This window comes from Catellatospora coxensis (assembly GCF_016862635.1).
GTDB lineage: Bacteria > Actinomycetota > Actinomycetes > Mycobacteriales > Micromonosporaceae > Catellatospora > Catellatospora coxensis.
In genome coordinates this window covers 68,068-82,802 of the sequence record NZ_BONI01000019.1, presented here as the reverse complement: position 1 = coordinate 82,802, position 14,735 = coordinate 68,068, and the positions used below count along the sequence as shown (strand labels likewise).

At 70.2% G+C, this 14,735-nt stretch carries 6 protein-coding genes; all 6 read right to left on the bottom strand.

Annotated features, from left to right (window positions below):
• Positions 1 to 151: 151 nt before the first annotated feature.
• Positions 152 to 1,645 carry a glycoside hydrolase family 99 protein gene (locus Cco03nite_RS13730; RefSeq protein WP_203692444.1) on the bottom strand — a complete coding sequence of 498 codons (1,494 nt, stop codon included), beginning with the start codon at positions 1,643 to 1,645 and terminating at the stop codon, positions 152 to 154.
• A 27-nt stretch (positions 1,646 to 1,672) separates the two neighbouring features.
• Complete coding sequence (locus tag Cco03nite_RS13725) at positions 1,673 to 4,507, bottom strand: PQQ-dependent sugar dehydrogenase (protein ID WP_203692443.1); 2,835 nt, start codon at positions 4,505 to 4,507, stop codon at positions 1,673 to 1,675.
• Positions 4,508 to 4,583: 76 nt separating this feature from the next.
• The gene (locus Cco03nite_RS13720) at positions 4,584 to 6,698 is read right to left on the bottom strand and encodes a ThuA domain-containing protein (RefSeq protein WP_203692442.1); all 2,115 of its coding nucleotides are present in this window, start codon (positions 6,696 to 6,698) and stop codon (positions 4,584 to 4,586) included.
• Between the two features lie 59 nt (positions 6,699 to 6,757).
• The gene (locus tag Cco03nite_RS13715) at positions 6,758 to 10,030 is read right to left on the bottom strand and encodes a discoidin domain-containing protein (RefSeq protein WP_203692441.1); all 3,273 of its coding nucleotides are present in this window, start codon (positions 10,028 to 10,030) and stop codon (positions 6,758 to 6,760) included.
• A 320-nt stretch (positions 10,031 to 10,350) separates the two neighbouring features.
• The gene (locus tag Cco03nite_RS13710; protein ID WP_239167355.1) at positions 10,351 to 13,485 is read right to left on the bottom strand and encodes a fascin domain-containing protein; all 3,135 of its coding nucleotides are present in this window, start codon (positions 13,483 to 13,485) and stop codon (positions 10,351 to 10,353) included.
• Between the two features lie 156 nt (positions 13,486 to 13,641).
• Positions 13,642 to 14,724 (bottom strand): polyprenyl synthetase family protein, encoded by a 1,083-nt coding sequence (locus Cco03nite_RS13705; RefSeq protein WP_203692440.1) that lies wholly within the window; start codon positions 14,722 to 14,724, stop codon positions 13,642 to 13,644.
• Positions 14,725 to 14,735: the final 11 nt, after the last annotated feature.

Below are 14,735 nucleotides of genomic sequence, written 5' to 3'. Positions count from 1 at the left end.
ATATTTCCTAGATGTTTACTCGGTCACGTACCGGCAGTCAAGACCTCCTCCGTAACGACACGATCGAACATGGAAACCGGAAAACGCTTACTACGCAAGACTTCGCCGCCCCCGCGCAGAACACGGGGACGGCGAAGTCGGGTGGGACGGGTCAGCTGGGGACGAGGTCGAACTTCTCCCATCCGCCGATGGCGGTGCGGTTGGCGACCAGCGCCGCCGCGCCCGCGTTCTCGGCCGCCACGTAGCGGTTGTTGGCCGTGGCCAGCAGGCTGACGCTGCCGTCGCTGTTGGCCACCACGCGGAAGGTCTCCCACGCCCCGGCCGCCGCCGCGTTCGCGATCAGCGGGGCGGTGTTGTCGGCGTGCACGAACCGGGTGTTGACCCGGGCCCGCAGCGCGATGAGGCCGCCGCCCAGGTCGACGCGGTCGAACTGCTCCCAAGGGCCGACCGAGGTGCGGTTGGCGATGAGCGGGGCGGTGCCCGCGCTCTCCGCGGCCACGTACCGGTTGTTGACCCGGGCACGCAGGCTCACCACGGACGTGGGCGCGGGCGGGTTGTAGCGGTCCACCCAGTACTTGGTGCGGGTCAGGTAGGCCGTCTCGGCGGCTGTGCCGGTGAGGCCGTACGCGCCGGAGAAGGTCTGGTAGCCGTTGCCCGCGGGCGGGGTGGCGTGCGCGGGTTCGATGGACGAGCCCTCGTGCCACTCGTTGAACGAGGTGATCGACACCCAGGTCGGCGGGCCGCCGTTGGCCGCGGCCAGGGCGTTGCCCCACTCGCGGTCGTACGTCGCCCCGTTGTCGCGCCCGAGCGTGGGTGTGGTGTTGCCGGGCACGGCCCGGTCGTCGATGTAGCCGGGCCCCACCGACGGGGCCCAGACCAGGCCGTTGGCCTTGCAGAAGGCGCTGGCGTTGGCCCAGCCCGGCGCGGTCGTCCCGGCGATGGCGTCGTAGGTGTACATGCCGCCGAAGCCGGCCACCTTCGAGGTGTCGGTGGTCTGCGCCAGGATGATGTTGTTCGCCCGCAGCGGCGCGATCGGGGCCCAGTCGGTGGTGCGCAGGCTCTCGAACACGTAGAACGCGGGCCGGTTGCCGTGCGCGGCGTCGCGGTAGTACGCCGCGTGCGAGCCGTACCGGCTGTTGAGGTAGTTGACGTCGGCGACGGTGGACGCGGCGGTGCGCCCGGCGTACGGCTCCAGGTGCCAGGCGACCTTGATGCCGTGCTGGTTCGCGGCGTTGAGCACCCCGGGGACCAGCCGGTCCTCGTAGGAGTTCTGGCCCCACCAGCTGTACACGATCACGCCGACGCCGGCCTGGGCGATCCAGGCCATGTGCTGGTTGACCGCCCCGGCGTAGTCGCCGGAGTCGTACGCGCCGAGCTTCGGGTACAGGTTGGCCCCGATCGCGTTGGGCGGGGTGAAGCCGCCCTGCTGCCAGTGCCGGTAGGAGCCGTTCACGGCGGGGTTGCCGTACCAGGAGTAGTAGAAGATGTGCACGTTGGACGCGAGCGGGGCGGCGGCCGCCTGGGCCGCTGCGATGACCGGTGCCGCCACCGGCGGGGGCGCCGACGCCGCGGGTGTCCCCGACAGCGCCAGCGCCAGCCCGACGGCCGGCAGCAGGACGGACCAGGTCCGCCTGATGCGTTTCATGAGATGTCCCCTTCCGGGACGCGGGCGTTACTGCGTGATCAGGTCGAACTTCTCCCAGGGGCCGATGGCGGTCCGGTTGGCGATGAGGGACCCGGCGCCGCTGTTCTCGGCCACGACGTACATGCCGTTGACCGTCGCGCGCAGGCTGACGCTGCCGTCGGAGTTGTTGACCAGCGTGAACGTCTCCCAGGACCCGGCCGTGGCCCGGTTGGCCAGCAGCGGGTTCGCGCCGGCGTTCTCCGCGCAGACGAACATGTTGTTGGCCTTCGAGCGCAGGGCGTAGTTGCCGCCACCCAGGCTGACCAGGTCGTAGCGCTGCGTCGCGCCGATCGTGGCCGAGTTGGCGATCAGCGCGGTGGTCGCGTTGGCCGCCGTCACGTACTGGTTGTTGACCCGGGCCCGCCACGCGACCACCGGGTTGGCCGGCGGCGTGCCGGTGGTGAAGGTGAACGAGTCGACGTCGAACAGGTTGCCCGCGCCGCCCTTGAACACCAGGTACAGCGTCGTCGTGCCGGACGGCGCGCCGGAAAGGCTGGTGGTGACGTTGGTGAACGTCTCCCAGCTGCCGGTCACCGGCACGGTGACGGTGCCGAGCAGGGTGCCGGTCGCCGAGCCGGTGCGCACCTCGATGGTGCCGCCCGCGCCCGCCGAGGAGACCCGCGCGGTGAACTGGGTCGCGTTGCCCACGATGTACGGGTTGTACGAGATCCAGTCGTTGTTCTCGATGAAGCCGGCGGTGCGCCCGCCCTCGGCCGCCGCGTGGTCGGCCGGCTGCACGCCCGAGGTCGCGCCGTAGTGCTCGCCCTGGCGCTTCTTGGGCTGCAGCGTGCGGGTGCTGCGCGAGGTCAGCCCGCCGTTGTCGGTGTAGGCCGCGTCGATGACGCCGAAGATGTTCGCCGCGGCGTCGTGCTCACCGTCGACCGGGATGGTGATGGTGCCCGTGCAGCCGGTCTTCGAGGTGATCTGGTGGGCGTGGCTGTCGTGGCCGAGCGAGTACGTCACCGTGACCCGCCCGCAGTTGATCGTGCCGTCCTCGGGGTCGCTGACACTGACGTTGAACGACACCGTGTCGCCGAAGCTGAACAGCTGCCCGTTGCCCGGCGCGGTCAGGTTGATCGTCGGGGCGGTGTTGCCGACCGTGACGACCAGGCTCGCCGTGCCGGTCAGGCCGCCCGGGTCGGTGACCCGCAGAGTCGGGCTGTACGTGCCGTTGGCCGTGTACGTCTTGGTCGGGTTGGCGGCCGTCGACGTGGTGCCGTCGCCGAACGTCCACAGGTAGCTCAGCGCCCCGCCCTCGGGGTCGGAGCTGCCCGCCGAGGAGAAGTTCACGGTCAGCGGCGCGGCGCCGGACGTCTTGTCCGCGGCGGCCCGCGCGATCGGGTTGCGGTTGGCCCCGCCGATGTACTCGATACGGAACAGGCCCTGGTTGTTGGAGCCGGTGCCGTAGTCGAGCACGTACAGCGCCCCGTCGGGGCCGAAGGCCATGTCCATGACCTGGGTGCCGGTCCACGGGAACGCCGAGATCTCGCCGGGCGTGCCGTCGGCGTTGAGCGCGATGGCCTTGATCCAGCGCCGGCCGTACTCACCGGCGAAGTAGCGCCCGTCCATGGACTGCGGGAACTTCACCGTCGAGGTGGAGGAGGCGTTGAACCGGTACACCGGGCCGCCCATCGGCGACTCGGAGCCGCCGCCGAACTCCGGCGGGGTGCCGGCGTCGCCGCCGTACCGGATCCAGCTGGGCCGGGCCGCGGGCAGCGTGGCCTGGCCGGTGTTGCGGAACGAGTTGTTGGCCGGGCCGCCGGCGCAGTTGTACTTCGCGCCGGTGGTGTTGGTGGCGAAGTTCCACTCGTTGTACGTCTCGCTGGTGGTGTTGGTGCCCGTGCAGTACGGCCAGCCGTAGTTGCCCGGCGAGGTGATCCGGTTGAACTCGACCTGCCCGCTCGGGCCCCGGTTCGCGTCGGTGGTGCCCGAGTCCGGGCCGTAGTCGCCGAGGTAGACGATGCCGGTGGCCTTGTCCACGCTCATCCGGAACGGGTTGCGGAAGCCCATCGCGTAGATCTCGGGCCGCGTGTTGGCCGTGCCCGGCGCGAACAGGTTGCCCGACGGGATGGTGTAGCTGCCGTCGGCCTGCGGCTTGATGCGCAGCACCTTGCCGCGCAGGTCGTTGGTGTTGGCCGAGGAGCGCTGCGCGTCGAACTGCGGGTTGCGGTTGGTGCGCTCGTCGATCGGGCTGTAGCCGGCCGACTCGAACGGGTTGGTGTCGTCGCCGGTGGTCAGGTACAGGTTGCCCGCGGCGTCGAAGTCGATGTCGCCGCCGACGTGGCAGCACTGGCCCCGGTCGTTGTCGACCTGCAGGGTGATGCGCTCGCTGCCCGTGTTCACGGTGTCGTCGGCGTTGAGGGTGAACCGGGACAGCCGCAGGTGGCCCTTCCAGGGCGCGAAGTCCGCGGCCGTGCCGGTCACCGGGGCGTCGCCGCCGGGGGTGCTCAGCGGCGGGGAATAGTACACCCAGATGTAGCGGTTGGTCGCGAAGTTCGGGTCGACCGCGATGCCCTGCAGACCCTCCTCGTCATGGGTGTACACCGACAGCTTGGCCGCCTGCTTGGTGTTGCCGTTGACGTCGGTGACCCGGATCGTGCCGTCCCGGGCGGTGTGGATCACCGAGCGGTTGGGCAGCACCGCCAGCGACATCGGCTCGCCCAGCTCGGCCGAGCCGGTGGCGAGGGACACCTGCTGGTAGTCGGCCGCGGGGATCGGCGCGGCCTGCGCGGCGGGCGCGCCCGCCGTGACGGACACGGCCGCGCTCGCGGCCAGGGTGGCGGCGGCGGTCAACCACAGCCGCCACCGTGGGATCTTTCTCATGGGGTTCCTTCCGGGGTGGGGGTGCCCCGGCGCGCGGGGGCTTGCGCGCCGGGGGTGGGACGGGGAAGGGGGCCGCTCAACTGCCGTAGACGTCGAGCTCCCAGATCGAGTAGCCGTACTGGGTGAGGCCGCGCTGGGTGCCGTTGACGCGCACGTAGCGGCCGGTGCCGGTGACGTTCACGTCGTCGACGGCGCCGTCACTCGTGGTGGTGGAGTAGACGGTGGTCCAGGTGGCGTTGTCGGGCGAGGTCTGGATCTGGTACGCCTTGCCGTACGCGGCCTCCCAGCTGATCCGGACCCGGCTGATCGACTTCGCCGCGCCGAGGTCCACCGAGATCCACTGCGGGTCGGCGTAGGCGCTGCCCCAGCGGGTGCCGGTGTTGCCGTCGACGGCGTTCGCGCCGTTGTGCGCGCTGCCGGGCTCCACGCTGGACACCGTCACCGGCCGGTTGCGCGACAGCAGCGTCGGCCCGGTCCCGGCGGGGGTGCCGTAGACGTTGAAGTCCCACAGCGAGTAGCCCCACTGGGTGGCCCGCTGGGTGCCGTACATGCGCACGTAGCGGCCGGTGCCGGTGAGCGTGACGTCGTCCACGCCGCCGTCGCCGGTGGTCGTGGAGTAGACCGTGGTCCAGGTGCTGTTGTCGGGCGAGGTCTGCAGCTGGTACGCCCGGCCGTAGGCCGTCTCCCAGTTCAGCCGGACCCGGGTCAGGTTGTACGACTGGCCGAGGTCCACGGTGATCCACGACGGGTCGGTGTAGAGGCTGCTCCAGCGCGAGGCGGTGTTGCCGTCCACGGCGTTGGCCGCCACGTTGCCGCCCGCCTCGGTGCTGGAGGCGGTCACCGGCTTGCCCTGGGCGACGTCGGTGGCCGGCGGCTGGGTGCCGTCGGTCTTGATGCGGATGTTGCGGTAGTTGATGTCCGCGCCGGTGCCGTCGTTCTGCACGCCGATGTAGCCGTTGGCGATGGCCCGGGTGCTGTTGTAGTCGTTGATCTTCACGCCGTTGAGCCAGATCTCGACCCGCTGCCCGTGCAGCCCGATCTCGTAGGTGTTCCACTGCCCCGGCGGGTTGAGCGCCGCCGCGCGGGCGGTGGTGTTCGGCGCCTGGAAGCTGTACACGCTGCCGGTGGTGCGGCTCGGGTCGGCGTCGGTGGCGTCGATCTGGATCTCGTGCCCGGCGTTGACCGGCCCCCACGGGTCGTTGCCCGGGTCGGGGAAGCCGATGAACACGCCGCCGTTGTCGTCGCCCGGCATCATCCAGTCGACCTTCAGCGAGTAGTTGCTGTAGGTGCGCACCGGGAACCACAGCAGGCCCATGCCGCCGAACGAGGTCAGCGTCTCGTTGGCGAGGGTGAACCCGCCCGGCCCGGCCATGCGCCACTGGTTCAGCGACGCCTGCGTGCCGTCGAAGATGGCCGTGTAGCCGGTCTCCGGGCGGCAGTCGGCGGGTTTGGCACCGGCCGCGACCTGGATGCCGCCGAGCAGCATGGTGCGGAAGTTCGCGTCGGCGTACGTCTCCTCGGTGTGGCCGAGGCCGGTGTACCAGGAGCGGCCGCCGCCGTAGTTCTGGCACCAGGTGATCGGGTGGTCGCCCATGCTGCCGCCGCTGTACGACGACTCGTTGAGGCTGGCCAGCACCTTGACGTTGGCGCGCGGGTTGGCGCGGTAGTTGTACCACTCGTCGGTGCGCGTCCAGGTCGGCGGCAGGTGCGAGGTGGAGATGTTGGACCGGTCCTCGACCCGGATGGTCGCCTGCTGCGTCGCCGGGTGCGACGCGAAGTACGCGCCGACCAGGCCGCCGTACCAGGCCCAGTCGTACTCGGTGTCGGCCGCGGCGTGCACGCCGACGTAGCCGCCGCCGGCGGCGATGTAGCTCTGGAACGCGGCCTCCTGCGTCGCGTTGAGCACGTCGCCGGTCGTCGACAGCCAGATGACGGCCTGGTACTGGGCGAGGTTGGCGGTGGTGAACTGGGCGGCGTCCTCGGTGGCGGTGACCGTGAAGCCGTTGGCGCTGCCCAGGGCCTGGATGGCGGCGATGCCGTTGGGGATGGACGAGTGGCGGAAACCGGCCGTCTTGGAGAAGACCAGCACCTTGGTCAGCGGGGCGGCCTGCGCCGTGGCAGGCAGCGCCAGCGCCGCCGACCCGACCGCCAGGGCCAGGCCGGTGAGCAGGGACAGAAACCTTCTGCGCATCGTTGCTCCTTGTCGAAGAAGCGCCGGAGGCGACGGACGGCCGCCTCCGGCGCGAGGGGTCAGGACCCGTAGACGTCGAACTCCCACAGCGAGTAGCCCCACTGGGTGGCCCGCGCCGTGCCGTTGATCCGCACGTAACGGCCGGAGCCGCTGACCGCCAGGTCGTCCACGCCGCCGTTGCCGGTCGTGGTGGACGAGATCGTGGTCCAGGTGCTGTTGTCGTTGGAGACCTGCACCTGGTAGGCGCTGGCGTACGCGGTCTCCCAGTTCAGGACCACCCGGCTGACGTTGCGGGTCTGGCCGAGGTCCACGGTGATCCACTGCGGGTCGGCGTAAAGGCTGCTCCACCGGGTGGTGGTGCTGCCGTCCACGGCGTTCGCGGCGACGTTGGCCCCGGCCTCGGTGCTGGACACCGTCACCGGGCGGTTGCGGGAGAGCAGGGTCGCGCCCGACGCCGGGGTGCCGTAGACGTTCAGGTCGAACAGCGAGTAGCCGTACTGGGTCAGGCCGCGCTGGGTGCCGTAGACGCGCACGTAGCGGCCGGTGCCGGTGACGTTCAGGTCGTCGACGCCGCCGTCACCCGTGGCCGTCGAGTAGACCGACGTCCAGTTGCTGTTGTCCGGCGACACCTCGACCCGGTAGGCCTTGCCGTACGCCGCCTCCCAGTTGATCCGGACCCGGTTGACGTTGTACGACGCGCCCAGGTCCACCGTGATCCACTGCGGGTCGGCGTAGAGGCTGCTCCATCGGGTGGCGGCGTTGCCGTCGACCGCGTTGGCGGCCACGTTCGCGCCGGCCTCGGTGCTGGACACGGTCACCGGGCGGCCCTGCGCCAGGTCCTGGCCGCCGCCCGGCGGGGTGCTGCCGACGCCGCTGCCGACGAACGTGTAGCTGTCCACGTCGTACAGCGCGCCGGTGCCCGACCCGGTGAACACCAGGTACAGGTCGTGCGTGCCGTCGTCGGGCTTGGTGATCGGCGCGGTGACCTCGGTGTAGTTGTCCCAGCCGCCGGTGCCGGGCACCGTGATCCTGGCCACCTCGGGGCCGGTGGTGGAGTCGTACCGGAAGGACAGCACGCCGCCCGCCCCGGCCGAGGAGACCCGGGCCTTGACGCTGGTGATGCCCTTCAGGCTGACGCCGTGGTGGCGGACGTACTCGCCGTTCTGGATGTCACCGAGGCGCTTGCCGCCCTCGGCCGCGGCCTGGTCGACGACCTTGGGCCCGTTGAGGGTCACGTAGTGCTCGGCCTGCCACTGCTTGGGCCACAGGGTGAGCTGCTGCTCGCCGGTCAGCGGCACGGTGCCGGTCGCGCCCCGGTCGGTGTAGCTGCCCCGGACCACGAAGAACTGCACCGCGTCCAGCCCGGCATGGATCGGGCCGGTGTTGAAGGTGAAGCCGCAGCCGGTGCCCTGGCCCTCCTCGTGCGCGTGCTCCTGGTGCCCGAGCGCCACCCGCACCACGACGTTGCCGCAGGCGATGGCGCCGTCCTGCGCGTCGGTGGACGCCGCGGTCGCGGTGACGTTGTCACCCCAGCCGTAGATGCCGCCGTTCGGGATCGAGCCGACCGTGGTCGCGGGCCGGTTGTTGCCGACGACGATCGGGATGACCGTGGTGCCGGAGCGGCCGGTGCCGTCGTTGACCGTCAGCCGGGCCCGCTTGTCGCCGACCGTGGTGTACGTGTAGCTCGGGTTGGCCGCGGTCGAGTCGGTGGTGCCGTTGTTGTCGAAGTCCCAGGCGTAGGTCAGCGGGTCGCCGTCGGGGTCGCTGCTGCCCGCGCTGGAGAAGGTCACCGCGAGCGGCGCGAGGCCGTTGTCGCGGTTGACGGTGGCCACGGCGGTCGGCGAGCGCCCGCCCGCCACGTAGTTGATTTTGTAGAGGCCCGCGGCGGCGTCGCCGGAGAAGTAGCCGTTGCCGTACTCCAGCAGGTAGAGCGACCCGTCCGGGCCGAACTCCATGTCGATCGGGTGCACCAGCTGCATGCCGGCGACCACCGGCTCGATGATCGTCGGGGTGCCGGTCACCGGGTTGCCGTTGTTGAACTGGACCTCCTTGATCCAGTTCCGGCAGTACTCGGTGATGATCAGCTTGTTGTCGTAGTAGGCCGGCCACTTCACGTCCGAGACCAGGTTCGGGTTGTAGTGGTAGACCTCGGCGTGGTTGGGCGAGCCGCAGCCGCCCGGGTTGTCCAGCGCGGGCCAGTCGACGCTGCCGCCGTGCTGCTCCCACACCAGCGCGCCCTTGGTCGGCGGGAGCTGCTGCAGGCCGGTGTTGCGCGGCGAGTTGTTGACCGGGCCGGTGGACCCGCCACACGGGAACCAGCCGCGCGGGGCGTTGGCGGCGAAGTCCCAGTCGTTGTAGGCGACGTTCGGGCCGCCGCAGTACGGCCAGCCGTAGTTGCCGGGGCCGGTGGCACGGTTGTACTCGTCGTAGGCGGCCGGGCCCCGGTTCGGGATGGTCGCGCCCGCGTCGGGACCGACCTCGCCCCAGTACAGGGTGTTGTTCGCCTGCTTGTCGACCCAGATCCGGTACGGGTTGCGGGTGCCCATGATGTAGATCTCGGGCCGGGTGTTCGCCGTGCCGTTCGCGAACAGGTTGCCCGCCGGGATGGTGTAGGTCCCGTTGCTCTCCGGGTGGATCCGGTTGATCTTCCCGCGCAGGTCGTTGGTGTTGCCCGAGGTGCGCTGCGCGTCGTACTGCGCGTCGCGCGAGGTGCGCTCGTCGATGGGGGCCATGCCGGCGGAGTCGCCGCCGGAGTTGGTGTTGTCGCCCACCGCGAAGTACAGGTTGCCGTTGCTGTCCCAGGTCATCGAGCCCGCGCTGTGGCAGCACAGCCGCCGCTCGGTGGGCCACTCGATGAGCTTGGTCTCGCTGGCCGCGTCCAGCACGTTCGTCGACGTGTTGAAGGTGAACCGGGAGATCCGGTTGACCAGCGGCGTGGCCACCGGCGAGTAGAACAGGTACACCCAGCGGTTCGTCGCGAACTGCGGGTGCAGCGTGATGCCGATCAGGCCGTCCTCGAACCGGGCGTCGAGCTGCAGCGTCAGCGCCACGGTGGTGGTGCCGGTGGCCGGGTTGTAGAGCCGGACCTGCCCGCCGCCGGAGCTGGTGCCCCGGTTGATGTAGAGGACCTTGCCGTCGGGCAGCACGGACAGCTCGATCGGCTCGCCCATGGACAGGCCGCCGTCGAGCTTGACCTTCTCGAAACTGCTGGTGGGAGGCGGCGCTGCGGCCGCGGGGGCGCTGGCGGCGAGGTTGACGGCGACCGCCGTCAGGCTCGCGAGCAGCGTGAGGGCCAGACCCGCGGCCAGGCGCGGGCGGGTACTTCGGGGCATGGCTTCGCTCCGGGATCGGTGGGGGTCGGACGGTGCGGGTGTGCGGACCTCGGGGCGCGCACGGCCCGCCCGGCGACCGGCCACGACGGGCTCGGAGCTGCGGTGTGCCTCGGCGACGGGTGTGCCCATGACGCGTTCCCTCGGGGTGGGACCCGGCCGGGTGCGGAGCGCCGCCCGTGGAGGCGGGTGTGCCCGTGCCCTGCCGGGCCGCCGGGCCGCACGCGAGGTGGGCCCGGACGGTCGGCGCGGAGCCGGGTCGCCGAATGACCGGCTCCGCTGGGGGTTCGGGTGGGGGCCGGTTACCCGGCCCCCACCGGTGGTCAGAGTGTGATGAGCTCGAACTTCTCCCACGGGCCGATGGCCGCACGGTTGGCGATGAGCGCGGCCGCACCCGCGTTCTCCGCCGCCACGTACTGGTTGTTGACCGTGGCTCGCAGGCTCACCGTGTTGTCGGAGTTGCGGACCAGGGCGAAGGTCTCCCAGGAGCCCGCCGAGGCGCGGTTGGCCAGCAGCGGGTTGGCTCCGGCGTTCTCCGCGCAGACGAACTGGCTGTTCGACCGGGCGCGCAGCGCGATGTTGCCGTTGCCGAGGTCGGTCACCTGGAACTGCTGCGCCGTGCCGGCCGTGGCCGAGTTGGCGATCAGTGCCGTGGTGGCGTTGGCCGCGGTGACGTACTGCCCGTTGACCTGCGCCTTCAGGGCCACGTACCCGGTGGGCTGGGGTGTGCCGCCGGTGGTGACGCGCAGCGCGTCCACGATCGCCACGGACGTGGTCTTGTTGACGATCCGGATGGTGTGCTGCCCGCTGGTCAGGCCGGTCTTCGACCAGACCACCACCTGCGCCTGCCGCGCCCCGGACACGTTCAGGTTGACGTTGGCCTGGAACACGTTGTCCAGGTACACGTCGACGTTGCCCATGTCGCTGAACCGCTCGGACAGGTACTCGATGCCGGTGCCGGTGAAGGTGTAGCTGGCCGCGGCGTTGACGGTGGTGGTGTGGTGGGTGTCGTCGTTGTAGTCGCCGTAGCCGCGGGCGGTGGTGTGGTACCAGCCGGCGTCGTAGGTCAGGTCGGTGTTGTTGACCAGGCCTCCACCGCCGCCCGTGCCCAGGCCCAGCGTCGAGGCGGTGTTGCGCAGCGACTTGGCGTCGTTGTTCTGCGTGCCCGTCAGCGTGGTCGCCGAGTAGTTCGCCAGCGGCTTGGCGGTGCGCTCCACCACGTACACCGTGTTCGCGGCGGTGGCGAAGCCGATCTCGGCCGCCGAGGAGGTGAGGATGATCGCGTTGTCGCTGGTGCGGCGCACCCGGACCTGCTGGGTGCCCCACGGGTTGACCACGGTGGCGTTCTTGCCGAACTGGCTGCGCAGACCGACGTACTTGATCTCACCGGCCTCGCGCTCCGAGCTGACCAGGAAGCCGTCCTTGGCCAGCAGGGTGAACTTGCCGACGAACGAGGAGTCCGTCGGGACCGCCGGGAACACCCGGATCTTGTCGTTGTAGCTCTGCAGCAGCGCCTCGTTCATCGCGACGAGGTGGATGCCCAGGTACTCGAACACCCCGTTGGTGTTGTTGGTCATGCCGTTGGGGTAGTTCTGGTACTTCTGCAGCATGGTGCGCATGCCGTTGAACGTCTGGTCGCCCAGGCCCAGGCGGGCGGCCTGCGCGTGGTCGTTGGCCCACACGTTGCCGTACGGGTGCGGGCGCACGTTCCACGTGTTCACGGCGGTGTTGTAGTCGGCGTAGCCGATGCCGGTGCGGTCGTAGGGCCAGATCAGCTCCGCCGACACGTTCTCGCCGTTGCGCACCTGGGCGCTGGGCGGGTCGTGCGGCAGGTAGGCGTTGTTGGCGGTCTGGTACGCCCACAGGTTGTCGACCAGGTTCTGCCAGCCGGCGCGCAGCCCGCTGTCGAGGCCGAGCTGCGTGCTGACCTGGATGGTCAGCGGCGCGAGCAGCCGCACCGCGGCCAGGTCGGTGATCGCGTTGCGCACGTCCCAGTAGGTCTCGTGCGCGTTGCTCGACACCATCTGGTACTTGCCGTTGATCAGCTGGAACCGGTTCTGGTAGAAGCGCAGCGCGTCCTTCATGTACGGGTACACCGTGTTCTGCAGGTACGCGGTGTCGTTGGTGTACCGGTACTGCAGGTACATGTTGTACGCGGCCTCGGTGCCGGTGGAGTAGATGTCGTTGACGAAGTCGCTGTTGATCGTGCCCCGGGCGTTGCCGTCCCAGCCCATGGTCTCCGGCACCCACAGCGAGTCCGTGCCGTACCTGGTCTGCGTGTATGCCTTCAGCGCCGCGTAGTTGCGGCTGTAGAGCCGGTTGAACCCGGCGAACAGGTCGGCATGGTTGCTGGCCAGGAACGAGTTGTAGACGTCGCGCTGGTTCCAGTACCAGTAGCCGTTGCTCCACTTGGTCTGGTCGCCGGTGGCCCGGAACACGCCGTTGATGAAGTGCACCGGGTAGTTGCCGAACCCGCCCGCCGCGATCATGTACGTGGACAGGTAGTACACGTTCTCCAGGTAGTCGGCGTCGCCGGCGGAGTTCGAGTACTGCACGAACGACTTGCCCCAGAAGTTGTGCCACCAGTTCTTGTAGTTCGTGAACGTGGTGCTGTACCCCGTGGACTTGGCCGAGGCGAGCTGGTTCTTCGCTTGGGTGACCGAGTCGAGGTTCGGGGAGTTGATCCGGCTGGCCGCGGTGAACCAGATGGTGTAGCTCGACGTCGGGGTGATGCTCAGCCGCACCCGGGTGCCGTTGACCACCGAGGCGCTGTAGGAGGCGCCCTCGACGGTCGCGGCGAAGGTGTAGCCGAAGTTGTTCGGGTCGGCCTGGCCGCGGCTGAACCAGGCGGCCGAGCTGTCACTGCCGGTGGACACCGTGCGCCAGGTGGTGAGGTTGGGCACGTCGGCGCTGTTGGAGACCCCGCTCGGGTCCCACAGGCTCAGCTCCAGCGTCGCGGCCGACACCCCGCCGCGGCTGTCGTCGACGTGGATGCCCATCACCTCGGAGTTGGGCGAGCCCATGATGGTGACGGTGCGGTTGGCGTCGTACTTCGTGGTCAGCGTGCCGTCGTAGAGCGACAGGCGCTGCTGGAAGGTGCTCGACCCGCTGTCCAGCGCCGGGCTGGTGTTGAAGTTGAGCATGCCGGCTGCGAACGCCGACTGCTGCGACAGGTCCACGCCGGAGACCTGGGCGGTGATCCCGTTCTGGGACCAGACCATGGCGCCGGTGCGGCCGTTGCCGACGGTCAGGCCGTGCAGCGGGTTGGTGTTCTGGCGGTTGTAGACGACGTCGTGCTTGGACAGGTAGCCGGCGTAGTTGACGTTGAGAGCGCCGGTGGAGGAGTTGAACGCGGCATCGGTGGGCGATGCCAGTGCGGGCGCGGTGGGGACGGCCGCACCCAGGCCTGCGGCGACGACCGCCGCCAGGGCCAGGCGCAACGACTTGCTGAGGTTCATGGGGGAAAACCTCCGCGAATGTGGGGGCAGAGTTTCCGGCCTGTTACCGGACCGTGTATGAAATATCCTATAGGATAGATGAAGATCAGGTTAAGACATGTCTCTGCTTAGCTCGAAATTGGTGTCCTCAGTGGAAATGTGAGCGATCCTGTTGGTTCACACCGATCTGCTCGCCACGAAGTCGGCCAGCGCCCCCAGCGCCTGCCGCGACTCCTCCGCCACATCCAGGAACTCCAGCGCCCGCAGCGCCTCGGCACGGGCCGCCGCGATCCGCTCCTCCACCGCCGCCAGCGCCCCCGACTCGGCCAGCACCGCCCGCACCCGGGCCGCGCCCGCCTCGTCCAGCGCCGGATCCCCCACGTGCGCCGACAGCACCGCACGCGATCGCACATCCCCCCGCGCGAACGCCTCCGCCAGCAGCGTCGTCGGCTTGGCCTGGCGCAGATCGTCCAGCACCGACTTGCCGGTGCGCGCCGGGTCGCCGAACACCCCCAGCACGTCGTCGCGCAGCTGGAACGCCTCCCCCAGCGGCTCCCCGAACGCCGCCAGCCCGTCCAGCACCGCGTCCGACGCCCCGGCCAGCACCGCCCCGATCTGCAACGGCCGCACCACCGAGTACCGCGCCGTCTTCAGCTGCACCACCCGGGCCGCCCGCTGCCGCGCGCCGTCCCCGAAGTCGCCCATCGCCTGCGCGACGACCTCCAGGTACTCCCCCGCCACCGCCTCGGCCCGCATCACCGCGAACAGCCGCTGCGCCTGCGCCAGCCGCACCGGCGCCGTCGGGCACCCGGTCAGCAGCTCCTCCGCCCACATCGCGCACAGATCCCCGCACAGCAGCGCGGTGTTGCGCCCGAACGAGCGCGCGTCCCCGCGCCAGCCGTGCCGGGCATGCGCGGCGGCGAACTCCTCGTGCATCGACGCCTGGCCCCGGCGGCGGCTGCCCGCGTCGATGATGTCGTCGTGGATCAGCGCGAAGCAGTGGAACAGCTCCAGCGCCGCGCCCGCGGTCACCGCCGCCTGGTCCTCGCCCCGCTCCTCCGGCGCGGCCACCCCGCGCCAGGCCCAGTAGCAGAACGCCGGCCGCAGCCGCTTCCCACCGGTCAGGATGAACCGCCGCACCGTGTCCAGCATCGGCCGCAGATCGTCGTCGGGCCACAACAACCGCTGCCCGTCCACGAACCCCGCCAGCACCGCATCGATCCGCGCCGCCAGCAACGTCGGCGCCGGCGCGACCGTCACGACACACCTCC

Excerpts from the sequence above, each read along its gene's own strand:
- Cco03nite_RS13730 (WP_203692444.1), bottom strand. The coding sequence starts at position 1,645 with ATGAAACGCATCAGGCGGACCTGGTCCGTCCTGCTGCCGGCCGTCGGG.
- Cco03nite_RS13725 (WP_203692443.1), bottom strand. The coding sequence starts at position 4,507 with ATGAGAAAGATCCCACGGTGGCGGCTGTGGTTGACCGCCGCCGCCACC.
- Cco03nite_RS13720 (WP_203692442.1), bottom strand. The coding sequence starts at position 6,698 with ATGCGCAGAAGGTTTCTGTCCCTGCTCACCGGCCTGGCCCTGGCGGTC.
- Cco03nite_RS13715 (WP_203692441.1), bottom strand. The coding sequence starts at position 10,030 with ATGCCCCGAAGTACCCGCCCGCGCCTGGCCGCGGGTCTGGCCCTCACG.
- Cco03nite_RS13710 (WP_239167355.1), bottom strand. The coding sequence starts at position 13,485 with ATGAACCTCAGCAAGTCGTTGCGCCTGGCCCTGGCGGCGGTCGTCGCC.